The 22,582-nt window shown below is 66.7% G+C and carries 25 protein-coding genes and 1 pseudogene; 18 read left to right on the forward strand and 8 right to left on the reverse strand.

The features are described from left to right. Positions 1 to 54 precede the first annotated feature (54 nt). From JX552_RS01875 to JX552_RS01890, 4 genes are all read left to right on the forward strand, one after another. On the forward strand, positions 55 to 1,128 hold the full coding sequence (locus JX552_RS01875) for a ferredoxin reductase (protein WP_205875828.1): 1,074 nt from the start codon (positions 55 to 57) through the stop codon (positions 1,126 to 1,128). Positions 1,129 to 1,167: 39 nt separating this feature from the next. Continuing rightward, positions 1,168 to 2,274, forward strand: coding sequence for a fatty acid desaturase family protein (locus tag JX552_RS01880; protein ID WP_205875829.1), 1,107 nt, complete (start codon positions 1,168 to 1,170; stop codon positions 2,272 to 2,274). A 102-nt stretch (positions 2,275 to 2,376) separates the two neighbouring features. Continuing rightward, entirely contained in the window at positions 2,377 to 2,892 is a 516-nt protein-coding gene (locus tag JX552_RS01885; protein ID WP_205878161.1) for an SRPBCC family protein, read from the forward strand. Further along, the gene (locus JX552_RS01890; RefSeq protein ID WP_205875830.1) at positions 2,892 to 3,932 is read left to right on the forward strand and encodes an LLM class flavin-dependent oxidoreductase; all 1,041 of its coding nucleotides are present in this window, start codon (positions 2,892 to 2,894) and stop codon (positions 3,930 to 3,932) included. Before JX552_RS01885 ends, JX552_RS01890 begins: the two co-directional genes overlap by 1 nt. Before the next feature lie 54 nt (positions 3,933 to 3,986). Here the strand turns inward: JX552_RS01890 and JX552_RS01895 are convergent, their stop codons facing one another. Together JX552_RS01895 and JX552_RS01900 are read right to left on the reverse strand one after the other, a co-directional pair. After that, on the reverse strand, positions 3,987 to 5,090 hold the full coding sequence (locus tag JX552_RS01895) for a DUF1214 domain-containing protein (protein WP_205875831.1): 1,104 nt from the start codon (positions 5,088 to 5,090) through the stop codon (positions 3,987 to 3,989). Further along, the gene (locus tag JX552_RS01900; RefSeq protein WP_205875832.1) at positions 5,087 to 5,662 is read right to left on the reverse strand and encodes a TetR/AcrR family transcriptional regulator; all 576 of its coding nucleotides are present in this window, start codon (positions 5,660 to 5,662) and stop codon (positions 5,087 to 5,089) included. Before JX552_RS01900 ends, JX552_RS01895 begins: the two co-directional genes overlap by 4 nt. Before the next feature lie 100 nt (positions 5,663 to 5,762). On the opposite strand from JX552_RS01900, the gene JX552_RS01905 reads away from it, so the two are divergent. From JX552_RS01905 to JX552_RS01915, 3 genes are all read left to right on the forward strand, one after another. After that, complete coding sequence (locus tag JX552_RS01905) at positions 5,763 to 6,926, forward strand: sulfotransferase family protein (RefSeq protein ID WP_431195956.1); 1,164 nt, start codon at positions 5,763 to 5,765, stop codon at positions 6,924 to 6,926. 11 nt (positions 6,927 to 6,937) lie between these two features. Then, a complete protein-coding gene (locus JX552_RS01910) occupies positions 6,938 to 7,825 on the forward strand; it encodes an alpha/beta fold hydrolase (RefSeq protein WP_205875834.1) in 888 nt (295 codons plus the stop codon). A 157-nt stretch (positions 7,826 to 7,982) separates the two neighbouring features. Continuing rightward, positions 7,983 to 8,534, forward strand: coding sequence for a 3-keto-alpha-glucoside-1,2-lyase-like domain-containing protein (locus tag JX552_RS01915; protein WP_205875835.1), 552 nt, complete (start codon positions 7,983 to 7,985; stop codon positions 8,532 to 8,534). 1 nt (position 8,535) lies between these two features. Here the strand turns inward: JX552_RS01915 and JX552_RS01920 are convergent, their stop codons facing one another. Genes JX552_RS01920 through JX552_RS01930 form a run of 3 tightly spaced genes read right to left on the reverse strand, consistent with a single transcriptional unit; the run spans position 8,536 to position 10,427 of the window. Further along, on the reverse strand, positions 8,536 to 9,585 hold the full coding sequence (locus JX552_RS01920; protein WP_205875836.1) for a zinc-binding dehydrogenase: 1,050 nt from the start codon (positions 9,583 to 9,585) through the stop codon (positions 8,536 to 8,538). Further along, complete coding sequence (locus JX552_RS01925) at positions 9,582 to 9,794, reverse strand: TOBE domain-containing protein (protein WP_205875837.1); 213 nt, start codon at positions 9,792 to 9,794, stop codon at positions 9,582 to 9,584. The genes JX552_RS01920 and JX552_RS01925 overlap by 4 nt, the downstream gene beginning before the upstream one ends. A gap of 27 nt (positions 9,795 to 9,821) precedes the next feature. Next, positions 9,822 to 10,427: a TetR/AcrR family transcriptional regulator gene (locus JX552_RS01930; RefSeq protein ID WP_205875838.1), complete on the reverse strand. Its 606-nt coding sequence runs from the start codon at positions 10,425 to 10,427 to the stop codon at positions 9,822 to 9,824. Between the two features lie 116 nt (positions 10,428 to 10,543). On the opposite strand from JX552_RS01930, the gene JX552_RS01935 reads away from it, so the two are divergent. Further along, positions 10,544 to 11,878: a cytochrome P450 gene (locus tag JX552_RS01935; protein ID WP_205875839.1), complete on the forward strand. Its 1,335-nt coding sequence runs from the start codon at positions 10,544 to 10,546 to the stop codon at positions 11,876 to 11,878. Positions 11,879 to 11,981: 103 nt separating this feature from the next. Here the strand turns inward: JX552_RS01935 and msrA are convergent, their stop codons facing one another. Further along, the gene (gene msrA / locus JX552_RS01940; protein WP_205875840.1) at positions 11,982 to 12,497 is read right to left on the reverse strand and encodes a peptide-methionine (S)-S-oxide reductase MsrA; all 516 of its coding nucleotides are present in this window, start codon (positions 12,495 to 12,497) and stop codon (positions 11,982 to 11,984) included. Between the two features lie 73 nt (positions 12,498 to 12,570). Here msrA and JX552_RS01945 point away from each other — a divergent pair, with 73 nt between their 5' ends. The 4 genes and pseudogenes from JX552_RS01945 to JX552_RS01960 all read left to right on the forward strand — a co-directional run bounded on the left by JX552_RS01945 (position 12,571) and on the right by JX552_RS01960 (position 15,345). After that, a complete protein-coding gene (locus JX552_RS01945; protein WP_205875841.1) occupies positions 12,571 to 13,077 on the forward strand; it encodes a nuclear transport factor 2 family protein in 507 nt (168 codons plus the stop codon). Then, positions 13,074 to 14,098 (forward strand): annotated as a pseudogene (locus JX552_RS01950) (NAD-dependent epimerase/dehydratase family protein). Before JX552_RS01945 ends, JX552_RS01950 begins: the two are co-directional and overlap by 4 nt. A 10-nt stretch (positions 14,099 to 14,108) precedes the next feature. Further along, on the forward strand, positions 14,109 to 14,924 hold the full coding sequence (locus JX552_RS01955; RefSeq protein ID WP_205875842.1) for a class I SAM-dependent methyltransferase: 816 nt from the start codon (positions 14,109 to 14,111) through the stop codon (positions 14,922 to 14,924). Positions 14,925 to 14,970: 46 nt separating this feature from the next. After that, on the forward strand, positions 14,971 to 15,345 hold the full coding sequence (locus JX552_RS01960) for a DUF427 domain-containing protein (RefSeq protein ID WP_205875843.1): 375 nt from the start codon (positions 14,971 to 14,973) through the stop codon (positions 15,343 to 15,345). Positions 15,346 to 15,457: 112 nt separating this feature from the next. Here the strand turns inward: JX552_RS01960 and JX552_RS01965 are convergent, their stop codons facing one another. Beyond that, positions 15,458 to 15,841 (reverse strand): nuclear transport factor 2 family protein, encoded by a 384-nt coding sequence (locus tag JX552_RS01965; RefSeq protein ID WP_205875844.1) that lies wholly within the window; start codon positions 15,839 to 15,841, stop codon positions 15,458 to 15,460. A gap of 91 nt (positions 15,842 to 15,932) precedes the next feature. Here JX552_RS01965 and JX552_RS01970 point away from each other — a divergent pair, with 91 nt between their 5' ends. Both JX552_RS01970 and JX552_RS01975 read left to right on the forward strand, forming a co-directional pair. Further along, positions 15,933 to 16,850, forward strand: coding sequence for a DNA-3-methyladenine glycosylase family protein (locus JX552_RS01970; RefSeq protein ID WP_431195957.1), 918 nt, complete (start codon positions 15,933 to 15,935; stop codon positions 16,848 to 16,850). A 69-nt stretch (positions 16,851 to 16,919) separates the two neighbouring features. Next, positions 16,920 to 17,462: a Dps family protein gene (locus JX552_RS01975; protein WP_205875846.1), complete on the forward strand. Its 543-nt coding sequence runs from the start codon at positions 16,920 to 16,922 to the stop codon at positions 17,460 to 17,462. A 59-nt stretch (positions 17,463 to 17,521) separates the two neighbouring features. On the opposite strand, the gene JX552_RS01980 is transcribed toward JX552_RS01975, so the two are convergent. Beyond that, the gene (locus tag JX552_RS01980; RefSeq protein ID WP_205875847.1) at positions 17,522 to 18,949 is read right to left on the reverse strand and encodes a chloride channel protein; all 1,428 of its coding nucleotides are present in this window, start codon (positions 18,947 to 18,949) and stop codon (positions 17,522 to 17,524) included. Between the two features lie 85 nt (positions 18,950 to 19,034). Here JX552_RS01980 and JX552_RS01985 point away from each other — a divergent pair, with 85 nt between their 5' ends. From JX552_RS01985 to JX552_RS02000, 4 genes are all read left to right on the forward strand, one after another. Then, positions 19,035 to 20,006, forward strand: a complete 972-nt coding sequence (locus JX552_RS01985) for a pirin family protein (RefSeq protein WP_205875848.1) — start codon at positions 19,035 to 19,037, stop codon at positions 20,004 to 20,006. 2 nt (positions 20,007 to 20,008) lie between these two features. Next, positions 20,009 to 20,644: a TetR/AcrR family transcriptional regulator gene (locus tag JX552_RS01990; protein ID WP_205875849.1), complete on the forward strand. Its 636-nt coding sequence runs from the start codon at positions 20,009 to 20,011 to the stop codon at positions 20,642 to 20,644. A gap of 63 nt (positions 20,645 to 20,707) precedes the next feature. After that, the gene (locus JX552_RS01995; protein WP_205875850.1) at positions 20,708 to 21,637 is read left to right on the forward strand and encodes a class I SAM-dependent methyltransferase; all 930 of its coding nucleotides are present in this window, start codon (positions 20,708 to 20,710) and stop codon (positions 21,635 to 21,637) included. A 5-nt stretch (positions 21,638 to 21,642) separates the two neighbouring features. Continuing rightward, positions 21,643 to 22,575: a class I SAM-dependent methyltransferase gene (locus JX552_RS02000; RefSeq protein ID WP_205878162.1), complete on the forward strand. Its 933-nt coding sequence runs from the start codon at positions 21,643 to 21,645 to the stop codon at positions 22,573 to 22,575. Positions 22,576 to 22,582 lie beyond the last annotated feature (7 nt).

Consider the following 22,582-nt stretch of genomic DNA (forward strand, 5'->3'; position numbering starts at 1 on the left):
CAGAAGCGGCTAAATCCCTTGACCACCTGCGTCGATCGATGACACGGTGTACACATGTTCACTCAAACTTTCTCTCGGACGATCGCCAAGCGAGTCCTGAGTTCCGACCTCGTTGATCTGCTCACCGGGCCGCACGGCGTCGACCGGTACACCGAGCTTGTGACGCCGACGTGGACCTCGGGCGAGGCTCGCGCCAAGGTGATCGACGTCAGGCGGACCACGCCGCGCAGCGTCACGCTGACGTTGGCTCCGAATGCCGCGTTCACTGAGCGCCACAGCGCCAAGGCCGGGCAGTTCGTCAACGTGACCGTCGAGATCGACGGCCGCATGCACTCGCGGTGCTATTCGCCGGCAAACGTCGAAGGCAGCGCCGAAATAGAGCTGACCGTCGGCATTCACGACGGCGGTCTGGTGTCGAGCTACCTGTATGAGCGGGCACGCCGCGGCATGGTGGTCGGACTCGACGGCGTCGGCGGCGACTTCATGCTGCCGACCGAGTTGCCCCGGCGAATCCTGTTCATTTCCGGCGGCAGCGGAATCACTCCGGTGATGGCGATGCTGCGCACCCTGGTCGCGCGGGGTCATGCCGGTGAGATCGCGTTCGTGCACTACGCCCGCACCCCGGAGGAGGCCTGCTACCGCGAGGAACTGGCCGCGATGCGCGGGGTTCGGGTGCTGCACGGTTTCACCCGTTCGGGTTCGGGTGACCTGGACGGCCGTTTCGGCGCCGAGCATCTGGCCGCCGCGATGGAGGCGCCCGACGCGGTGTTTGTCTGCGGCCCAGACGCTTTGGTCGACGCCGTCAAGGGTCTCTGTGAAAATGTGTTCACTGAAAGTTTCGTGCCGCCGGTGTTCGCGCCGCCAGCCGATCCGACCGGTGGACGGGTGAGTTTCGCCGACAGCAACGTCGACGTCACCGACGACGGCCGGTCGCTGTTGGAACAGGCCGAGTCGGCCGGCCTCAAGCCGCAGAACGGATGCCGGATGGGTATCTGCCACACCTGCACGCGCCGCAAGACCTCCGGCACCGTGCGCAATCTGATCACCGGCGCCGTCTCCACCGCCCCCGACGAGGACGTGCAGATCTGCGTCACCGTTCCGGTCGGCGACGTCGGTATCGCCCTCTAGCAGCCCCAGCCAACCAAGACTTCAATGGGAGGAAAAGTCATGTCACAGAACAAGATCACGCTGACCAAGGAGCAGGCCGACGCGTTCGGCCGGGAGCTCGACGCCATCAGGGAACGGGTGCTGGCGGACCTCGGCGAAGAGGACGCCGAGTACATCCGCAAGGTCATCAAGGCCCAGCGTGCCCTGGAAGTCGGCGGCCGCGCGCTGTTGTTCCTGCCGCCGACCTGGTTGTTCGGCACCGCGATGCTGGGCTTCGCGAAGATCCTGGACAACATGGAGGTCGGGCACAACATCATGCACGGCCAGTACGACTGGATGCGTGACCCGACGATCTCCGGCCGAGACTTCGAGTGGGACAGTGCGTGCCCGTCGGACCAGTGGCGGCATTCGCACAACTACATGCACCACACCCACACCAACATCGTGGGAATGGACCGCGACATCGGCTACGGCATCTTGCGGATGAGCGAGGACCAGCGCTGGCAGCCGTATTTCCTGGGCAACCCGGTCTACGCGTTCCTGCTGATGGTGTTGTTCCAGTACGGTGTGGCGCTGCACGAGCTGGAAACCGAGCGGATCCGCTCCGGCGAGATCTCGCTGCGGGACAAGCGCGACACCCTGAAGGAGATCTGGCAAAAAGTCCGCCGCCAGACCCTCAAGGACTACGTGGCTTTCCCGCTGCTGGCCGGGCCGTTCGCGCCGTTCGTCTTCGCCGGCAACCTGACGGCGAACCTGATGCGCAACGTGTGGGCGTACACGATCATCTTCTGCGGCCACTTCCCGGAGGGCACCCAGGAGTTCACGATCGAGGAGACCGAGGGTGAATCCCGCGGCCAGTGGTACTTCCGTCAGGTGCTCGGTTCGGCGAACCTGACCGGCGGCAAGTTCTTCCACGTCATGTCGGGCAACCTCTCCCACCAGATCGAACACCACCTGTTCCCGGACATCCCGGCCCGCCGGTATGCCGACATCGCGCCGGAGGTGCAGGAGATCTGCGAGCGCTACGGCATTCCCTACAACAAGGGACCGCTGCTCAAGCAGTTCGGCACTGTAGTCCGCAAGATCATCCGGCTGAGCGTCCCGGACTCGTGGCACCGGCGGTCCACGGCGCCGGCGCCCACCCAGCTAGAGCTGGTCGCCGCGTAGCGCCGAACCGCATGGCGCTGAGACTGCGTCCAGGGCGTGTCATTTCGACATCAGGCAGCCCTGGACGCAGTCTCGATGCATTTTCGGGTGGACAATGGCGCAATGGAGTGGACCGGCGCGCGCTATTCGGACAGACCGACCGTGGAATCCTCGACCTGGGTCGACGCCGAGCCGCAGCGCGTCTGGAGTCTGGTCTCCGATATCGAGCTGATGCCGACGCTGAGCAATGAACTGCAATCCGTGGCGTGGCTGGACGGCGTGAGCAGCCCCCGGATCGGCGCCCGGTTCATCGGGCACAACGAACACGACGCGTTCGGACGCTGGAGCACCACCTCTCACATTGTCTCGTTCGACCAGCCCCGCGAATTCGCCTGGGCGGTCGGTGAACCCGAGTACCCCGCTGCGATCTGGCGATTCCGGCTGGCGCCGCGCGACGGCGGAACCGTGCTCTCGTTCTGGACGCAGATGGGCCCGGGCCGTTCGGGACTGTCCAACGCCATCGACGCGATGCCCGACAAGGAACAGAAAATCGTGTTCGTGCGGCTGCGGGAGTTCGAGGCGGCGATCGACAAGACCCTGGCGGCGATCAAAAGGCTGGCCGAGCACGGGGTGCGGTAATGCGCACGGCGACCACTGTCGAACTGTCCACCGGCGCCGCCGAAACCGTGGACTTCGTGGTCGAGTCTGAGCGGCTCGGGATCGATATGTGTTGGGTTGCCGAGGCATGGGGCGGCGATGCCGCGTCGGCGCTGGGCTACCTCGCAGCGCGCACCGATGCGATCCTGCTGGGGTCCGGGGTGATGCAGGTGGGTACCAGATCACCGGTGCTCGTGGCTCAGACTGCGATCACACTGTCCAACCTGTCCGGCGGCCGCTTCCTGCTCGGCCTCGGTGCGTCCGGGCCCCAGGTCATCGAGGGCCTGCACGGCATTGCGTTCGACAGGCCGCTGTCACGGATCCGCGAGACACTCGAGATCGTCCGGCAGGTTTTCGAGGGCGGCAGAATCTCGTATTCCGGCAAAGACTTTCAGATTCCGCGTCCGGGCGGGGAAGCCAGGCCGATGCGGTTGTCGACCCGGCCCGAACATCCGATCCCCATCTACCTGGCCACCCTGTCACCGGCCATGCTGCGGCTCACCGGCCGGCTCGCGGACGGTTGGTTGGGCACCAGCTTCGTGCCCGAGGGCGCCGACCAGGCCTACTTCGCCCACCTGGACGAGGGGCTGGCCGCCTCCGGTCGCAGCCGCGCCGATCTCGACATCTGTCAGGGCGCCGAGGTCGCTTTCGCCGCGGACGAAGACGCACTTCGCGAGATGGTCGCCAGCCGAAAGGCGGAGCTCGCGTTCAGCCTCGGGGGGATGGGTTCGGCCAGCACCAACTTCTACAACCAGGCATACAGTCGCCAGGGCTGGAGCGAGGTCGCCGCCGCCGTGCGGGAACGCTGGCAGGCGGGCGACCGACCCGGCGCGGCCGCGCTGATCACCGACGAGATGGTCCTGGCGACCACCTTGATCGGCACCGAGGAGATGGTGCGGGCCCGGCTTGCGGTGTGGCGCGACGCGGGTGTGAACACCGTGCGGCTCTATCCGGCCGGCGAGACACTGGACACCAAACTTGCCACCCTGGGCCGCGCCATCGAATTGGTCCGCCGAACGTGAACTGAGGGCGACTTTTCCGCGCTGTGTCCGCTGCCGTTGCACGCTCGGCGGGGACTAGAGCGGCGCCGTCGGCGCGTCGGACACCGTGACCAGCTGCACATCCGGCCGCGCCGGCACTCTGTCGGCGAGGAACCACCGGAACGCCAGATTGCCGCGCGGATAGCCAAGTGTGGTCAGCGAATTCGGGTGCGCCGTTCCGGCAGCGGACAAGACGATCGTCACCGACCCGTCGCTATTCGCAATCGCGCTGCGCCCGTTGACCGAACAGCGCGCGTCGCCGGCCCCATAGGTGGCCATGAACTGGTTCCACACCACCATGTTCCAGAACCGGCACGACGGCGGCCGGTGCGTGATGACCAGCGCCTCGTCCGCACCGAGCACGAAGCTGCCGTAGGCGTAGCAGGCATCGCGCGCCGACCAGCCGAAGTTGGCGTCCGGCACCTGGTAGGGGTCGGCGAATTCATTTGCGGCGTGCGCGACTTCGTGCCCGAGCGCATGAGCGTCGTCGGCGCGGGCGCCGACCGGCAGCGGCACGATGGCGAACATGGTGCGCAACCAGGTGGTCGCCGCGCGCAGCTTGGCCGCGGTCTCGGCGTCCCCATGCCGGATCGGCTCCGGGTCGTCGAGCGCCTCGATCTGCCACACGACAGGGCGCCCGGTCAGCGGGTCGGCCTGGTAGTCGCGCGTCATCAGCGCGGCCGCGCCGGGGGTAGGTGGGAACTCGAAGGAGAAGTTGCCGTCGGTGTCGATCTCCAGGTCGGAGTCACGGATGATCGCGACCACCCGGTCCGACCAGGCGCCCGGGGAGGGCTCGTTGTACGCCGTCACCGAGAAGTACTCGCTGTCGCCCTTGTTGCCGCTGATGCGGTATCGGCGATCCGGTTCGACTGGGCACATGTGGTAGTAGGCGTCGGTGTTGTCGCCGCCCCACCGGCGATCACGCCGAAATGGCGTGTTCACGGCGACGAACTGGGGACGACCGGGTTCGGGGAAGAGGTAGCTGTCCAGCGCCACCCCCAGGGTGGAGCCGAGCATGCGGTAGCCGTCGGCGACGTGCCGGTCGTCGGTTACCGCGCGATCGCCCTCCAGGAAGGAACGGTCGAGTTCGCGGAGGGCACTGAGCAATTCACGCCAGGCCGTCGTTGATTCGTGCGTCATGTGCTGATTCCTTTCAGAAGCAACGTCGTAGTGCGGTCGATCCAGGTGTCGTCGAGTTCGGTGGGCCGGGTGAGCAGGCCCAGCAATGTCACACCCGCGACGGCTTCGGCGAGTTCGGGGGCGGTCACATCGGGCCGAATCTCACCTCGCGCGGCCGCCTTGTCGAGCAGTTCGCTCAGCCCGCGGCCGATGAGGCCGGCGAACCGCTTCAACAGCGCCGAATGCAGCGTGGGGTCCGCGGCCATCTCGCCGATCAGCCCCGGCAGCGCGGCCGCGGCGGCCGGGGTACTCAGCACAGCCTTGGTGCGACAGACCATTTCGCGAAGATCGTCGCGTAGCGAGCCGGTATCGGGGATGTCGGTCGCGGCGCTGATGGGGAAAACCGCCTCGTGCACGAGGTGCGCCTTGCTCGCCCAACGCCGGTAGATCGCCGGCTTGCTGGTGCCGGCGCGTCGGGCGATCGCCGAGACCAGCAATCCGGGGTAGCCCGTCTCGGCCAGCAGCTCAACGGTGGCGCTGAGCACCGCCGCGTCGATGCGCGGATCGCGGGGCCGGCCAGACTCTTCTACCATTACGAAACTCAGAGTAACATAAGTCGCCGTGACCGAACCCGTTCGCTTGACCGACCTGGCCCGGCCGCGCTTCAGCGCCGAAGCGCAGGCCATCCTGGACATGATGGCCGCGTTGGCGCCCGACTGCCCACTGGATGCTGATGTGTTGTGCGCCAGAGCAATTCAGGACACCGGTCTGGACGACTTCGGTCCTGCCGACTACCGGGAACGACTCGAGGTCTACCTGCGCGCGCTGCGCGACATCGAGGGACTGCACCCGGCCGGGGTGGTGAACTCTTACGGGCAGCTGCTGCAGTTGCTGAAGAACCGGCTGCTGCTGGCCGACCTGCTGCGCCGCCACCCGGAGATCAACGACATCGAACTGCGTTCGCCGGTGGTGATCGCCGGATTGCCCCGCACGGGCACCACCCATCTGCACAACCTGCTGGCCACAGCGCCCACCTTCCGCACCATGCCGTACTGGGAGAGTAACGAACCGTTTCCGTTGCCCGCTGAAGACGGTGTGCAGCCGGACCCGCGCCGCGCCCGGATGGACGTGGCCGTCAGCGTGATCAACCTGGTGATGCCGCATTTCGCGCTCATGCACGAGATGACCACCGATCATGTCCACGAGGAGATTCAGCTGCTGGCCAACGACTTCTCGACGATGCTGTTCGAGACGCTGGCGCACGTGCCCGGCTGGCGTGACTACTACCAGGCCCACGATCAGACGCCGCACTATCGATACCTCGCCACCCAACTCAGGGCCATGCGGTTTCTGCGCGGCGGGCGGCGCTGGCTGCTGAAGTCGCCCCAGCATCTCGAGCAGGTGCCGGTGCTGAACCGGGTCTTTCCGGACAGCATCGTGGTCTTCACCCACCGCGACCCGGTGCCGGTCGCGCTGTCGATGGTCGCGATGATCACCTACTCGGCGCGCATGCACCGCTCACCGGTACCGGTCGAGGAGATCGCCGCGTACTGGATCGACCGCCTCGAGCAGATGCTCAACGCTGTGGTCCGCGATCGCGACGTGATCGGCCCGAACCGTTCGCTCGACATCCGTTTCGACGACTTCATGAGCGACGAAGTCGGCGTGGCCGAGCGGGTCTACGCGCTGGCCGGTGAACCTTTCACCGACGCTGCTCGCACGGCCGTCACCGGTTATCTGGCTGGCCATCGGCGCGGCCGGCTGGGCACGGTCGCCACGTCGTGCGAGATGTTCGGGCTGGCCGAGGACGATCTGCGCGACCGGTTCGCGCCCTACGTCGAACGCTTCCTCAAGTAGGTTCTGCAGACATGACCATCTCAATGCCCGTGCTGGACGGTGTCGAACACCGGTTTATCGATGTCGGTGGGGGAGTCACCATCCACGTCGCCGACGCCGGCCCGGCCGACGGACCGGTCGTCATGCTGGTGCACGGCTTCCCGGAGAACTGGTGGGAGTGGCATGCGCTGATCGGGCCGCTGGCCGCCGACGGCTACCGGGTGCTGTGCCCGGACCTGCGTGGGGCCGGCTGGAGTTCGGCGCCGCGCTCGACCTACACCAAGGACGAGATGGCCGGTGACTTGTTGGTGGTGCTGGACGAGCTGGGCATCGCCACGGTCAAGCTCGCCGCGCATGACTGGGGTGGGCCGGTGGCCTTCATCCTGATGCTGCGCCATCCCGAGCGGGTCACCGGCTTCTTCGGCATGAACACCGTCGCGCCCTGGGTGAAGCGTGATCTGTCGTCCGTTCGCAACATCTGGCGACTCTGGTACCAGATTCCGATCTCGTTGCCGGTCGTTGGGCCCCGCCTGCTCAGCGATCCCAAGGCACGGTTCGCGCGCGCCCTGGGCCGCTGGGTCGGCGGCGGGTTCAACATCCCCGACGACGACATCCGCCTCTACATCGACTGCATGCGCCAGCCCGGCCACGCCGAGGCCGGCTCACGGTGGTACCGGTCGTTTCAGACCGGTGAGATGTTGCGCTGGATGCGCGGGGAATTCGCCGATGCGCGGGTCGAGGTCCCGGTTCGTTGGCTCTCCGGTGTCGAGGACCCGGTGATCACGCCCGATCTGATCGACGGATATGCCGACCACATCACCGATTTCGAGGTCGAATTGGTCGACGGTGTGGGGCACTGGATCGTCAGTCAGCGGCCCGATCTGGTGCTGGACCGGCTGCGCGCATTTCTGCGCCTTTGACGCCGATGGTGCCAGCCACGCCGCCACCGATTGAAGGGCGGCGTGACGCTTGGCGGTATGCGCTGCAGACTGTAAGGTCTTGCTGCCCGGGGGGTCCGACCCTAGGAGTAATTACTTAATGCGAAACCGAATTCTGGTCACCGTGTGTGCGTCGTTGGTGGCTGTCTTTTCCAGCGGCTGTGGCAACGACTCCCATGGGTCCACGGGTCCACAGACGCTGAACTTCGCAGGCATCACTTGGCAAGTCCACGACGGGAAGTGGCAAGTAGAAGGAGATACTCTCAGCGGCAGTGGCGGCCACCTCGCCACCACCCAGGAGTTCACCGACGGCTTCATCGACGTGGATGTCGATACTCCTCCGGCCATGGGAGACCGCACGGTCGGAATCGGCTTCCACATTACGGGTCCCGACCTCGGAAATGGCTATGCGTTCAATTTCACCGCTACCCAGACTTTCAATGTTTTTGAGGGAACCGGAAACAACTGGCAGCCGGTCAACCCTGCGATGACGAGCTTCCAGCAAACCGGAAGTCTGCAACCTGACCACAACCAGTTCCACATCGAATTGGCCGGCGATCGCTATCGTGTCTGGGCAAATGGCCAGCCACTCGCCGACTTCAACGACCCCAGCCAACGAAAAGGGTCGTTGATGCTGTGGGTGGAGTCGTCGGGTTGGACGGTCAAGTTCTCACATATGCGCGTGAGGTAGGTTATCGGCCGGGCTGCACCAAGATCCGGATCGGATTGCCTTCCTGGCGCTCCAGCATCTCGATGCCGGCATGGATGTCTTGCAGCGGGATGACCTGGCTGATGGATCGCGAAAGATCAAGGCGTCCATAGGAAACCAGCTTGGCCAGGGTTTCGATGTCGACGTTCTGATAGCCGAGATGCCCCAGCGCCTGCTTGCGGCTCAACCCGAACATGGCAGTCGGGCCCACCGTCGGCGACTCCGCGCTCATGCCCACGCCCACCAGCCGGCCACCCGCGGTCAGGGAGTCCAGTGCCTGCTCGAAGGTCACCTTCAACCCGACGGCGTCGAATGCGACGTCGAGCTTCCGGCCGCCGGTAACTTCGGCGATCTTGTCCTGCAACCGATCGTCGCGGGTGTCGAACGCGTAGTCGGCCCCGATCTCCAGCGCGCGCTCGAGCACGGCCGGGTTGATGTCGAGCGCGATCACCGGCACCGCGCCGACCAGCTTGGCGAGTTGCACGATGTGGGTGCCGACCCCGCCGAGGCCCCACACCCCGACCGACTCCCCGACCGCGACCTTGCCGGTACGCACTACGGCGCCGAACGGTGTGGACACCGCGTCGGCCAGGATCGCAGCCTGCTCGAGCGGGACGTTGTCGGGCACCCGGGTCAAGCCGGAGGCCTGCGCGAGGGTGTATTCGGCCCACGCGCCGTCATAGGCGAACGCCATCAGCTGAATTCGCAGGCAATTCGAGAGGTCCCCGCGACGGCAGTTCGGACACGCCTGGCAGGGACGGCCGGCGGCCACCACCACCCGGTCGCCCTCGGCCCAGCCGGTCACCTCCGGTCCGAGTTGCGCGATGGTGCCCGACGCTTCGTGGCCCTGGGTCACCACCGGCGCCTGGGCCGGGAACGTGCCGTTGATCAGGCTCAGGTCCGAATGGCAGATCCCGCAGAACGCCACCTTGACCAGGACCTCACCGGGGCCCGGCTCTGGAATCGGAACATTTTCCAGCACAACCTTTTTGGTGTCGGAGTAGAAGCGCTCGGCGCGCATGGTCGCGGTCACTCGACGCCGATCGTGACTTCGGTCGACTTGATGAACACGGTGGCGGGCTGACCGACGGTCAGACCCAGGTCCTGCGCGGCGTCTTTGGTGATGGACGACGTGACGATCTGATCGCCGCCGTCGAGCCGAATCTTGACGATGGCCATCACGCTGCCGAGGGTGACTTCGCTGATGGTGCCCTTGAGTTGGTTTCTGGTCGATAGCCGCATCGTCTGAGACTAGCCCCGGTCCCACCTTCAGTGCCGCGGCCCGAGCAGCGCCACCGACGCATCCACCGCCGGTTCGACGATGCTTCGTACCGGCCTGCCGTCTTCGACGGCCAGCGCCACCAGTTCCCGCAAGCCGCCCACCAGGATCACCGCCAACGGGACCGTCAGCGGCGGCAGCTTCGCTCGCCGGAATCCCGGACTGCCGCTCAGGTCGACCAGCACGCCGGTGAGCAACTCCAGGCCCTGGCGCTGCACCGGGCGAGCGAAATCGCCCAGGGAGGGAAGCTCACGGATCCAGCTCAGCGTGATGGCCGGCCGGGATTCGATGTTGCCGACGTACCCTCCGACCGCTTGCCGGATCTGCTGGTGCCAGTCAGCCTCGGGGTCCACGGCCGACCGGATGTCTTCGGCCATGATCTCGATCTCGGATCGCAGCAGGTCCAGGAAGCACTGCTCCTTGCTGGCGAACTGGTCGTAGAACGTGCGTTTGGAGGTGCGGGCATGGCGGACGATGTCGGCGACCGTGGTAGCGCGATACCCTCGTTCGCCGATCGATGCGGCCAAGCCGTCGAGTAGTCGCAGCCGAAACGGATCAGGTTGCGCCGCAACCGCGTCGTCAGCCACTGCCGTCACGCGAGAGCCCTTCGCTTGTCAGGTTTGGTACCAAAGAGTACCGTACGGGAAGATCCTCTGGTACACCGCAGTACCACCCCTGACCAAAGGGGCAGAACGTAGGGAGTCGCACCTCCGTGAGCCAAGCAATCGACGCGCCCGCCGTGCCCGAAGTCCACCTGCCGCCGGCGACCCGCATCCCGAAGCTGTTCCAGGGCATGATCTTCGCGTTCTCCCGCAAAGGCATGTTGCGGCGTCTGACCGATCGTTATGGCGCCGCCGTCACCATGCATATCCCGATGTACGGCCACATGGTGATGGTGTCCGACCCTCAGCTGGCCAAACAGGTGTTCACCACCAGCCCCGACGAGCTCGGCAACATTCAGCCCAATCTGAGCCGGATGTTCGGATCGGGCTCGGTCTTCGGGCTGGAGGGCGACGACCATCGCCGCCGCCGTCGGCTGCTGGCGCCGCCGTTTCACGGCAAGAGCATGAAGAACTACGAGACGATCATCGAAGAGGAGACCCGGCGCGAGAGCGCGAATTGGCCCGAGGGACAGTCGTTCCCGACCCTGCCTTCGATGATGCACATCACCCTGAACGCCATCCTGCGCGCGGTCTTCGGCGCCGAGGGTGACGAGCTCGACGAGTTGCGCCGGATCATTCCGCCGTGGGTCACGCTGGGATCCCGTCTGGCGGCCGTGCCCAAACCCCAGCGCGACTACGGTCGGTTCAGCCCGTGGGGACGGCTGACGGAATTCCGGCGGCAGTACGACCTGGTCATCGACAAGCTGATCGACCGGGAGCGCTCAGACCCGGACTTCGCCGACCGCAACGACATCCTCGCGCTGATGCTGCGCAGCAGGTACGACGACGGATCGGTCATGTCGCGCAAGGACATCGGCGACGAACTGCTCGCCCTGCTGGCCGCCGGGCACGAAACCACCGCCTCCACGCTGGCGTGGGCTTTCGAGCGGATCACCCGCCATCCGGCGCTGCTGGCCGACCTCGTCGAAGAGGCCGACAACGGCGGCAGTGAGTTGCGCCAAGCCACGATCCTGGAAGTGCAGCGGGCCCGCACCGTCATCGACCTCGCCGGACGGCACGTCTACTCGCAGACCTATCAACTCGGCGAGTGGGTGATACCCCGTGGGTATTCGATCATCGTCAATATCGGTCGGATACACGAGAATCCAGAGGTCTTCCCGCATCCCGAGCGCTTCGACCCGCAGCGCTATATCGGTGGCAAGCCGTCCGCCTTCGCGTGGATCCCGTTCGGTGGAGGCACCCGGCGCTGCGTGGGGGCCGCCTTCGCCAACATGGAGATGGATGTCGTGCTTCGAACGGTATTGCGCCAGTTCACGATCGAGACAACGGCCGTGCCGGCGGAGCGGTGGCACGGCCGGGGTGTGGCATTCGTTCCCAAAGACGGCGGCCGAATCGCGGTGCGCCGCCGCACTGGCGGCAATTGAGGCTGCCCTCGTGGCGTCGAGACTGCGGTGAGGCCAGGCCCTCGCCGCGGTGGTGACCCTGAGCGAAGTGCCGCCGCCCTCGGCGCAGACTCGAGATTGTGGGCTAGGAAGTAGCGTCGGCCCGTCGGGGCAGCTTCCAGCCGGGCCGCACGTAGTGGCAGGTGTACCCGTGGGGGTAGCGCAGCAGGTAGTCCTGGTGCTCGGGCTCGGCCTCCCAGAAGTCACTCGCAGGGGTGACCTCGGTGACCACCTTGCCCGGCCACAGGCCGGAGGCTTCTACATCGGCGATGGTGTCCAGCGCCACCCGCTTCTGCTCGTCGTCGAGGTAGAAGATGGCTGAGCGGTAGCTGGTGCCGCGGTCGTTACCCTGGCGGTTCTTTGTGGTGGGGTCATGAATCTGGAAGAAGAACTCCAGCAGGGTGCGGTAATCGGTCGCCGACGGGTCGAAAACGATCTCGACGGCCTCGGCGTGCGTGCCGTGATTGCGGTAGGTGGCATTGGGCACGTCGCCGCCGCTGTAGCCGACTCGCGTGGCGATCACTCCCGGCTGCTTGCGGATGAGGTCCTGCATTCCCCAGAAGCAGCCACCCGCGAGAATGGCTTTTTGCGTGCTCGTCATTGCTGTCCTCCTAACCGGCCCCGGGGCCGGTAACGCCCCCAGGCTACACTCCGCCCGTGAGGTGTAACGGCTCGTGAGCGGCCCGGAATTCCCCAAAAGTGAACTGGCGGCGGCCTTCGCGCAATTCGAACAAACTGTCGCCCGAGCGGCCGAAACGCACGACTGGGACGCCTGGGTGCAGCACTACACTCCGGACGTCGAATACATCGAGCATGCGGCGGGCACCATGCACGGGCGTGACGAGGTGCGCACCTGGATCAAGCGCACGATGACCACGTTCCCGGGCAGTCACATGGTGGAGTTCCCGTCGCTGTGGTCGGTCATCGACGAGCCCACCGGGCGCATCATCATGGAGCTCGACAATCCGATGCGTGACCCGGGCGACGGCAGCGTGATCACGGCGACGAACATCTCGATCATCACCTACGCCGGCGACGGACTGTGGCGCCGCCAGGAGGACATCTACAACCCGCTGCGCTTCGTGCAGGCCGCGCTGAAGTGGTGTCGCACGGCGCAGGCATTCGGCAACCTCGACGAGGATGCCGCAGCGTTCCTGAAGCAGTACGGCGGCGCACAGTGAGCGACCGGCCGAAATTGGTGATCGGCGCCAACGGTTTTCTCGGTTCGCACGTCACCCGGCTCCTGGTTCAGGACGGCCACGAGGTCCGGGCGATGGTGCGGCCCACCGCCAACACCCGCGCGATCGACGATCTACCGCTGCACCGTTTTCACGGCGACATCTTCGACACCGCCGCCGTCCGGGAAGCCATGGACGGTTGCGACGACGTCTACTACTGCGTGGTCGACACCCGCGCCTGGCTGCGCGACCCGGCGCCACTGTTCCGCACCAACGTCGAGGGCCTGCGCAACGTGCTCGATGTTGCGAAAGAATTTGAGCTGCATCGATTTGTTTTCACCAGCACGTACGCGTCGGTAGACCGCCGGCAGGGTCACGTCGCCACCGAAGCCGACCGGATCGGTTCCCGCAAAGTCACTCCCTACGTCCAGTCGCGGGTACAGGCCGAGGATCTGGTGATGCGCTACGCCGCCGACTACGGCGTGCCTGCCGTCGCGATGTGCGTCTCCACGACCTACGGCAGCGGCGACTGGGGCCGCACCCCGCACGGCGCGTTCATCGCCGGCGCGGTGTTCGAAAAGCTGCCGTTCCTGATGAGCGGCATCTCGTTGGAGGTGGTCGGCGTCGACGACGCCGCCCGGGCCATGATCCTGGCCGCCGAGCGGGGCCGCAACGGCGAGAAGTACCTGATCTCCGAACGCATGATCGCCCTGACCGACGTGGTGCGCATCGCCGCCGACGAGGCCGGGGTCGCACCCCCCCGGGCCGGTCGATTCCGGTGCCCGTGCTCTATGCCCTGGGCGCGCTGGGCAGCCTGCGTACCCGGCTCACCGCCAAGGACGCCGAACTCAGCCTCGACTCGGTGCGGATGATGCGCCCCGAGGCTCCCGTCGACCACGCCAAGGCGGTGCGCGAGTTGGGTTGGCGGCCGCGCCCGGTGGAGGAATCGATCCGCGAGGCGGCGCGGTTCTGGGCGGCCATGCGCAAAGCCGGCACGCGGAGCGAGACGGCCGCATCGGGATAAGCTCGCGGCAATGGCACGTGTTCACGTCGACCTGAGCGGGCCGCCCCAGACCATGCTGGCGACGCTGTACGCCAAGGCGCTCGATGCTGATGCGCCGAAGTCGATCCTGGGCGACGAGTACGCCAAGGCCGCGGTGCAGCAGATCGATTACGACTGGGCCGCAACGACTATCACCGCGCGGCGGGCCCCGTCGGTCGCCATCCGCAGCGCTCATTTCGACAACTGGGCGCGCCAGTTCCTGGCCGCACACCCCGAGTCGACGGTGTTGCACGCGGGCTGTGGGCTGGATGCCCGGGTATACCGCCTAGATCCCGGACCCGATGTGCGGTGGTTCGACATCGACTATCCGGACGTGATCCGGCTGCACGAACAGGTATACCCCGCCCGAGACGGCTACCACCGGGTCGCGGCTTCGGTGACCGACCCGCAGTGGCTGGCCGACATACCCGCCGACCGTCCCACCCTGTTCCTCGGTGAAGGCTTGACGATGTACCTCACCAAGGACGAGGGCCTGGCCTTGCTGCGGCGAGTCGTCGGCCGGTTCCCGTCCGGTGAACTGCAATTCGACGCCTTCAACACGCTCGGGATACGCACGCAGTTCCTCAACTCCGTGGTGCGCCGCTCCGGGTCCACGCTGTGCTGGGGGATCCACGGGCCGTCCGACATCCTCGACGCCGTTCCGGGCGTGCGACAGTTGGCCTGGCAGTCGGTGTTCGACAGCGAGACGTTCCAGCTGGTGTCACCCGCGGTCCGCCGGTTGGGCCGGATCATGGCGTTGGCGCCCATGCTGCGGAACATGGCGCAGTACCACCGCTATGCCTTCTGACGCCTCCTGACGGGAATGCCGCCGCCGCGACGGCGTTGAACGTCTCATGAGCCATCCCGAAATCAAGGAACCCAGTGCGGGTCACCCGATCACTATCGAACCGACCCGGGGGCGGGTGCAGGTCCGGGTCAACGGCGAGCTGGTCGCGGACACCACGGCGGCCCTGGGCCTGCAGGAGGCCACTTTGCCTCTGGTGCAATACATTCCGTTCGCCGATGTGGTGCAAGAGCGGCTTACCCGGACGGACACCAGCAGCTACTGCCCGTTCAAGGGTGAGGCCAGCTACTACAGCGTGACGACCTCGGCCGGTGACACCGTCAAGGACGTCATCTGGACCTACGAACAGCCCTATCCCGCGGTCGCCGCGATCGCCGGGCACCTCGCGTTCTATCCGAACAAGGCTGAGATCAACGTCAGTTAGCGGGTCTGATGGCGGCGACCCGCATCGCCCGGCTGCGCCGCGCTTGCGATCGCCGCCGGGTCTGATGGCGGCGACCCGCATCGCCCGGCTGCGCCGCGCTTGCGATCGCCGCTCAGGGGAAGACCCGGGCCAGCGCCTGGGTGTCGGTGTACTCCCGCAGCGACACGATCATGCCGTCGCGGGTGTCGAAGATGCTGACGAAGGGGCTGTCGTACTCGGTGCCATCGGCGGTGGCACCGAAAACCTGACCCTCTACCACCACCGTCTCGCCCTCGTTGACGCAGCGGCGCAGATCGATATTGACCTCGAAGACCTGCTTACGCCGTTCGATCACGCGCCGCATGGTCTTCTTGTCCCACTCTTCACGCGTGACGATGGTCCAGTAGGTGAAGTCGTCGCTGAGCAGTTGGAAGCCTTCGTCGAGGTCTCCGCCCTCGCACATGCTCTGCAGAAACATCCACGCGAGTTCGGCCTGCGGATCGTCGAAAGGCGTCATCACGGCGTCATCACGAAGCCATCCTGTCCCGCCGGGCAGTTGGCGGTCAATTGACGCGGTCGTCGGGCAACATCCTGCGGTAGGAAGAATCATCGAGGTGGAGACCGTCCGAGACGTCACCTTTGCCGGGGCCGGCGGCTTCGGCGAGACGCTGGCGCCGTTGCGGCGGGGCCGCGGTGACCCCTGTTTCCGAACCGGCGGCGGCGGCGTCATCTGGCGGACCAGCCTGTTGCCCAGCGGGCCGGTCACCGCGCGGATCAGCCGTGTCGGTCGCGACACGGCCCGCTGTCAGGCCTGGGGAGCCGGCGCGCCGGAGTTCGTCGAGCTGTTCCCGGCGATGCTCGGCGCCGATGACGACGCGTCGGATTTCCAGCCGCAGGAGCCGACGGTGGCCGCCGCTCACCGCAAGGTGCCCAACCTGCGCCTGGGCCGCACCGCTCAGGTGCTGGAGGCGCTCATCCCGGCGGTGATCGAGCAGCGGGTGCCCGGTGCCGATGCGTTCCGGTCCTGGCGGGTACTGGTGACCAAGTACGGCACGCAGGCGCCAGGACCGGCGCCCCAGGGCATGCGGGTGCTGCCCTCGGCGGATGCGTGGCGGTACATCCCGTCCTGGGAGTTCCACCGCGCCAACGTCGATCCCGGACGCGCGCAGACGGTAGTGCTGTGCGCGCGCCGTGCGTCGTCGCTGGAACGGCTGGTGTCACTGCCGCCGGAGCGGGCGCGGCAGGCGCTGATGTCACTACCTGGTGTTGGGGTGTGGACGGCGGCCGAGACGGCGCAGCGCGCGTTCGGCGATGCCGATGCGTTGTCGGTGGGCGACTACCACGTGCCGAAGATGATCGGCTGGACGTTGATCGGCCGCCCGGTCGACGACGCGGGCATGCTCGAGTTGCTGGAACCGATGCGGCCGCACCGGCACCGGGTGGTCCGGGTGCTCGAAGCCAGTGGTCTGGCCTATGAACCGCGACGCGGTCCCCGCCTCCCGGTGCAGCAGATCCACCCGCTCTAAGGGTTAGCGGCAGTCTCATCGGGTACCCGACCGTAGAACACCAAGTGAAAATTTCCAGGGGGCAAACCGATGACGCAGTTCACGATTCCAGGGCTCAGCGACAAGCAGGGCGCTCGGCTCGCTGAAATCCTGCAGCGGCAGCTGAGCACCTACAACGACCTGCAGCTGACGCTCAAGCACATCCACTGGAATGTCGTGGGCCCCAACTTCATCGGCGTACACGAGATGATCGACCCGCAGGTCGACGCGGTGCGCGGCTTTGCCGACGACGTGGCCGAACGCATCGCGGCGCTGGGTGCCTCGCCGCAGGGCACACCCACCGCGATCATCAACGACCGGGACTGGGACGACTACTCCGTGGGTCGCGACACAGTTCAGGCGCATCTGGCGGCGCTGGATCTGGTTTACAACGGCGTGATCCAGGACATCCGCAAGGCCATTGAGGAAACCGGGGAACTCGACCAGGTCACCCAAGACCTGCTGATCGGTCAGACCGGGCCGCTGGAGAAGTTCCAGTGGTTCGTCCGGGCGCACCTGGAGAGCGCCGGCGGGAAGCTCGCCCACGAGGGCGCCAGCTCAGAAAAGGGTGCCGCCGAGGCGGCGCGCAGCTGATTCGGCGATGCAATAGGCCGAACGTGAACTCTCGGCGGAAAAATCGCGAAATCTCGCCGTCAATTCACGTTCGGTGACTCGCCCCGCGCCCGCTCTGCTTCGGCTGCTTCCCGATTGAGCCGCTGCGCCTCGTAGATGGTGACGTTCGTCCGCGACATCAGCAGTGACGCGATGCCGACGGCCAGGATCGCGCCCGGTACTACAGAGAACGAACCCGTCATCTCCGCGACCATGATCATGATCGCCAGCGGCGCGCGGGCGACGCTGCCGAAGCAGGTCATCATTCCGACGACCACGAAGATGCCGGGTTGTTCGGGCACGCCGGGCAGCCCGGCCAGTTCGCCCAGTCGCCAGATCGCGGCGCCGACGAAGGCGCCGATCACTATTCCCGGCCCGAACAGACCGCCCGAGCCGCCGGAGCCGATGGACAGGCACGTCGCGACGATCTTGGCCAGCGGCAGCATGACGATGATCCACAGTGGGATGGACATCAGCGAGTTACGATCCGCGGCCAGCTGAGCCCAGCCGTAACCGCTGCTGAGGATTTGCGGGATCAGCAACCCCAGCAGTCCGACCAGTAGGCCACCCGCCGCGGGCTTGAGTATCGGCCCACCGGGCAAGCGGCGCACTAGGGCCACCGTCGAATGGAAAAAGCGCGCATACAGGTAGCCCACCCCCGCCGCGATCAGTCCGATGACGACGAACCACAACAGCGGCCAAGCCCGCTCGAAGCGGTATTCGGCGTCGATGTAGCCGAACAGCGGGTCGAAACCGAGGAAGGCGCCCAGCACCGCATAAGCCGTGCCGGAGGTGATGAAGCCGGGCAGCAGGCTGCGGTAGTCGAAGTCGTCGCGGTAGGTGATGGACGCGGCGAGCACCGCCCCGCCTAGCGGTGCGGCGAAGATCGCCCCGATGCCGGCCCCGATGCCGAGTGCCACGGCGACCCGGCCGTCCTCGTCGGACAAGCCCAGGCGCCGGGTGAGCAGCGACGAGAAGCCTGCGGAGATCTGCGCCGTCGGGCCTTCCCGGCCGGCCGAGCCACCGGAGCCGATGGTTAGGGCGCTGGCCACCAGCTTCACCAGCACGGCCCGGGCGCGGATGGCCCGGGGATCGGTGTGCACGGCCTCGATCGCCTCATCGGTGCCGTGGCCGGTGGCCTCTGGCGCGAACCTGGCCACGACGAACGCCGAGAGCAGCGCGCCTCCCGTCGTCACCAGGGGAATGGCCCACGGCCGAACGAAGCCGGTGGATCCGCGGCCGCCTCCTTCGCCGACGGGGGTGGGCACGTGATAGCCCGCGAGGTAACCGAGCAGGAACTCGCCGGTGTACTTCAGGGCCAGGTAGAAGACGACGGCGCCGAGGCCGGAGATGACGCCGATCGTGGTGCCCAGCAGCAACCACTTACGCAGGTAGCCGGCGTTTCTCAGCGAGGCGCCGAACCGGCCACCGGCGAACTCTGGGGGTGCCTCTTTCGGCTCCTCCGGCATGCACCGGAGGTTAGCAGCTCGCAGTCGCGGAATAAACGGACCGTAGTCCGGTTATATCGGGTAATTGAACGGAAGGAAGCCCGAAATGCCCGCTATCACCGCAGACACGCTCACTCTGGCGCGGGTGAATCCGGCCGGTCCCGCACAGACCGAGCGGCCGGTCCGATCGATCACCACCGGCCCCCGGGGCTATGAGGGCTTGGGCTTCCCCGTGGTCCGCGCCTTCGCCGGGGTCAGCGCCGCCGCTCTGGACCCTTTCATCCACATGGATCAAATGGGCGAGGTGGACTACGAACCGGGGGAGCCGCGCGGTACCGACTGGCATCCGCACCGCGGCTTCGAGACGGTCACCTACATGATTGACGGGAAATTCGCTCATCAGGACTCGCACGGCGGCGGTGGTCTCATCGGCGACGGTGCGACGCAGTGGATGACGGCCGGAGCGGGCATCCTGCACATCGAGACCCCGCCCGCTGAGATGGTCACCAGCGGTGGCCTCTTCCACGGCATCCAGCTGTGGGTCAATCTGCCGAAGCGCGACAAGTTCGCCGCGCCCCGGTACCAGGCCATCGAAGGCACCGACTCGACGCTGCTGGCGTCCGACGACGGCGGGGCGCTGATCCGGCTGATTGCAGGAGACGTCGACGGGCACCGCGGACCGGGAGTCACCCACACGCCGATCACCATGGCCCACGCGACGATCGAGGGCGGCGCGCGGCTCAATATGCCGTGGAACCGCGACTTCAACGCCCTGATCTACGTGTTGTCCGGCCAAGGCTCCGTGGGTCCGGCCGGGCACCCCGTCAGGCAAGGTCAGTTGGCCGTCCTCGGAGCGGGTGACCGCATAGCGGTGGCCGCGCGGCCGGGTCCCGCGCCGGCGCTGGATGTGTTGCTGCTGGGCGGGCGGCCGATCCGCGAGCCGGTCTTCCACTACGGACCATTCGTGATGAACACGCGGGCCGAGGTGATCGAGGCACTCGAGGACTACCAGTCTGGCAAGTTCCGTAGCATCCCGCCCAACGCACTGATGCCGCAGCGTGGTGGTGGCACACTCTAGTCATGCCTCAACTGGCAAGTCGGGGACCCGGGCGTCCCCCCGCCGCCAAAGCTGATGACACGCGAAAACGCATCGTGCGGGCCGCACGTCAAGTGTTCAGCGAACGCGGATACGACGGAGCGACCTTCCAGGCGATCGCCGTGCGGGCCGATCTGACCCGGCCGGCGATCAACCACTACTTCGCCAGCAAGAGATTGCTATATACCGAGGTGGCCGACCGGACCAACGAACTCGTCGTCACCGCCGGCATCGAACGGGCGAGCCGCGAGTCGACCCTCGCCGGCCGGCTTGCCGCCTTCATCGCCGTCGCGCAGGAGGCGGACAATCAGAACCCTTGCACCGCGGCATTCTTGAGCACTGCCGTGCTGGAGTCACAACGGCACCCCGAGCTCAAGCGGGACGACAACGACGCGATAACGACCACCCGGGCATTTCTGGTCTCGGCGGTCAACGACGCCATTGCCAGCGGCGAACTGGCCGCTGACACCGACGCCGCGGTGCTCGCCGAGGCGTTGGTGATGATGTTGTGCGGTGTCGGCTTCTACGCCGGTTTCGTGGGCAGCTACTCCGACGTGGAGAGCATCCTAGAGACGCTGCAGCAGTTGATCGCCGGAAGTTTGTGGCGGGCCAAGGTGTGACCGCGGTGACCTGAGGCACAAACCGTATAGGTTGCCTAACTTACTAGGTAACATGTCCGGGACATGACTGATCTCGACTTGCCCTCGTTGCGGACGGCCGGCGACAGCTGGGACATCACCGAAAGTGTGGGCGCCACCGCCCTGGCGGTCGCCGCCTCCCGCGCGGTGGAAACCGCCGGACCGGACCCGCTGATTCGCGACGAATTCGCCGTCCACTTGGTGTCCGCGGCCGGCCCGGCGTGGGCGCGACTGACCGACGCCGAGATGGCCTGGCTGGACGGCGACGAGCACGGTCAGCGGATTCATCGCGTCGGATGCGACTATCAGGCGGTCCGCACCCACTACTTCGACGAGTTTCTCGCTGCCGCCACTGCCGACGCGGGAGCCGGTATCCGGCAGGTGGTGATTCTGGCCGCAGGCCTGGACTCGCGGGCCTACCGGTTGCAGTGGCCGTCCGGCACCGCGGTGTACGAGATCGACCAGCCCAAGGTCCTGGAATACAAGGCCAGGATCCTCGGCTCGCACGGTGTGCGTCCGGCGGCGAACCGGCACTCCGTCGCCGTGGACCTGCGCGACGACTGGCCGGCTGCGCTCGTCGGCGCCGGCTTCGACCCCGTGCGTCCTACCGCGTGGCTGGCCGAGGGCCTGCTGGCGTATCTGCCCAGCGACGCGCAGGACCGGCTCTTCGAGATGTGCACCGCGCTGAGCGCACCCGGCAGTCAGTTCGCCGTCGAAGCCTTCAACTTGAAGGTGACCGGCAACAAACAGCGCTGGAACCGGATGCGTGACCGGCTGGGTCTGGACGTCAACGTGGAGGCCCTGACCTATCAGGAGCCGCACCGCTCCGATCCCGCTCGGTGGCTGGCCGAGCACGGCTGGCAGGTGGACAGCGTGGACAACCACCCGGAGATGGCGCGCAGGGGCCGGCCGGTGCCGCAGGACCTGATCGAGGAAGCCATCACCAGCAGATTGATGCGAGGAGTACGCCAATGAGCACGCTGCGCAGTCACGACGACACCTGGGACATCAGGACCAGCGTCGGCTCCACCGCGGTGATGGTGGCCGCCGCGCGTGCCGTCGAAACCGACCAGCCCGATGCGCTGATCCGCGATCCCTATGCCAAGTTGCTGGTCACCAACGCCAACGCGGGCGTGCTGTGGGAGGCCATGCTCGATCCGGCCGTCGCGGCGAAGGTGGAAGCCCTGGACGCCGAAGCCGCTGCCATGGTCCGGCACATGCAGGGCTACCAGGCGGTGCGGACCAATTTCTTCGACACTTTCTTCGTCGACGCCGTCGCCGCGGGAATCCGCCAGGTGGTGATACTGGCGTCGGGACTGGACTCGCGCGCCTACCGACTCGACTGGCCGGCCGGTACCACCGTCTACGAGATCGACCAGCCGCAGGTGCTCGAATACAAGTCCACGACTCTGGCTGACAACGGTGTGACGCCCTCGGCCGAGCGTCGTGCGGTGGCCATCGATCTGCGTCAGGACTGGCCGGCCGCATTGCGGAATGCGGGCTTCGACTCGAACGCCCGCACCGCCTGGCTGGCTGAGGGACTGCTCATGTACCTGCCCGCCGAGGCACAGGACCGGCTGTTCGCGCTGGTCGGGGAGCTAAGCCCGGCCGGTAGCCGGATCGCCGCCGAAACCGCGGCGTCGCACGCCGACGAGCGGCGCGAGCAGATGCGGGCGCGGTTCAAGAAGATCGCCGAGCAGATCGGTCTGGAGGAGACGATCGACGTCGGTGAGCTCATGTATCGCGACGAACACCGGGCGCCGGTCGCTGCTTGGCTCAACGACCACGGCTGGCGTGCCACCGCTGTCGGCTCCGGCGACGAGATGCAGCGACTGGGGCGCTGGGTCGCCGAGGTGCCGATGGCCGACGACAAGGACGCGTTCTCGGAGTTCGTGACAGCGGAGCGACGGTAGCTCCGAG

It is taken from the genome of Mycobacterium gordonae (assembly GCF_017086405.1).
Classification (GTDB): domain Bacteria; phylum Actinomycetota; class Actinomycetes; order Mycobacteriales; family Mycobacteriaceae; genus Mycobacterium; species Mycobacterium gordonae_D.

Coding starts and splice junctions, on each gene's coding strand:
- JX552_RS01875 (WP_205875828.1), top strand. CDS start 55: ATGTTCACTCAAACTTTCTCTCGGACGATCGCCAAGCGAGTCCTGAGT.
- JX552_RS01880 (WP_205875829.1), top strand. CDS start 1,168: ATGTCACAGAACAAGATCACGCTGACCAAGGAGCAGGCCGACGCGTTC.
- JX552_RS01885 (WP_205878161.1), top strand. CDS start 2,377: ATGGAGTGGACCGGCGCGCGCTATTCGGACAGACCGACCGTGGAATCC.
- JX552_RS01890 (WP_205875830.1), top strand. CDS start 2,892: ATGCGCACGGCGACCACTGTCGAACTGTCCACCGGCGCCGCCGAAACC.
- JX552_RS01895 (WP_205875831.1), bottom strand. CDS start 5,090: ATGACGCACGAATCAACGACGGCCTGGCGTGAATTGCTCAGTGCCCTC.
- JX552_RS01900 (WP_205875832.1), bottom strand. CDS start 5,662: ATGGTAGAAGAGTCTGGCCGGCCCCGCGATCCGCGCATCGACGCGGCG.
- JX552_RS01905 (WP_431195956.1), top strand. CDS start 5,763: ATGATGGCCGCGTTGGCGCCCGACTGCCCACTGGATGCTGATGTGTTG.
- JX552_RS01910 (WP_205875834.1), top strand. CDS start 6,938: ATGACCATCTCAATGCCCGTGCTGGACGGTGTCGAACACCGGTTTATC.
- JX552_RS01925 (WP_205875837.1), bottom strand. CDS start 9,794: ATGCGGCTATCGACCAGAAACCAACTCAAGGGCACCATCAGCGAAGTC.
- msrA (WP_205875840.1), bottom strand. CDS start 12,497: ATGACGAGCACGCAAAAAGCCATTCTCGCGGGTGGCTGCTTCTGGGGA.
- JX552_RS01955 (WP_205875842.1), top strand. CDS start 14,109: ATGGCACGTGTTCACGTCGACCTGAGCGGGCCGCCCCAGACCATGCTG.
- JX552_RS01960 (WP_205875843.1), top strand. CDS start 14,971: ATGAGCCATCCCGAAATCAAGGAACCCAGTGCGGGTCACCCGATCACT.
- JX552_RS01965 (WP_205875844.1), bottom strand. CDS start 15,841: ATGACGCCTTTCGACGATCCGCAGGCCGAACTCGCGTGGATGTTTCTG.
- JX552_RS01975 (WP_205875846.1), top strand. CDS start 16,920: ATGACGCAGTTCACGATTCCAGGGCTCAGCGACAAGCAGGGCGCTCGG.
- JX552_RS01980 (WP_205875847.1), bottom strand. CDS start 18,949: ATGCCGGAGGAGCCGAAAGAGGCACCCCCAGAGTTCGCCGGTGGCCGG.
- JX552_RS01985 (WP_205875848.1), top strand. CDS start 19,035: ATGCCCGCTATCACCGCAGACACGCTCACTCTGGCGCGGGTGAATCCG.
- JX552_RS01990 (WP_205875849.1), top strand. CDS start 20,009: ATGCCTCAACTGGCAAGTCGGGGACCCGGGCGTCCCCCCGCCGCCAAA.
- JX552_RS01995 (WP_205875850.1), top strand. CDS start 20,708: ATGACTGATCTCGACTTGCCCTCGTTGCGGACGGCCGGCGACAGCTGG.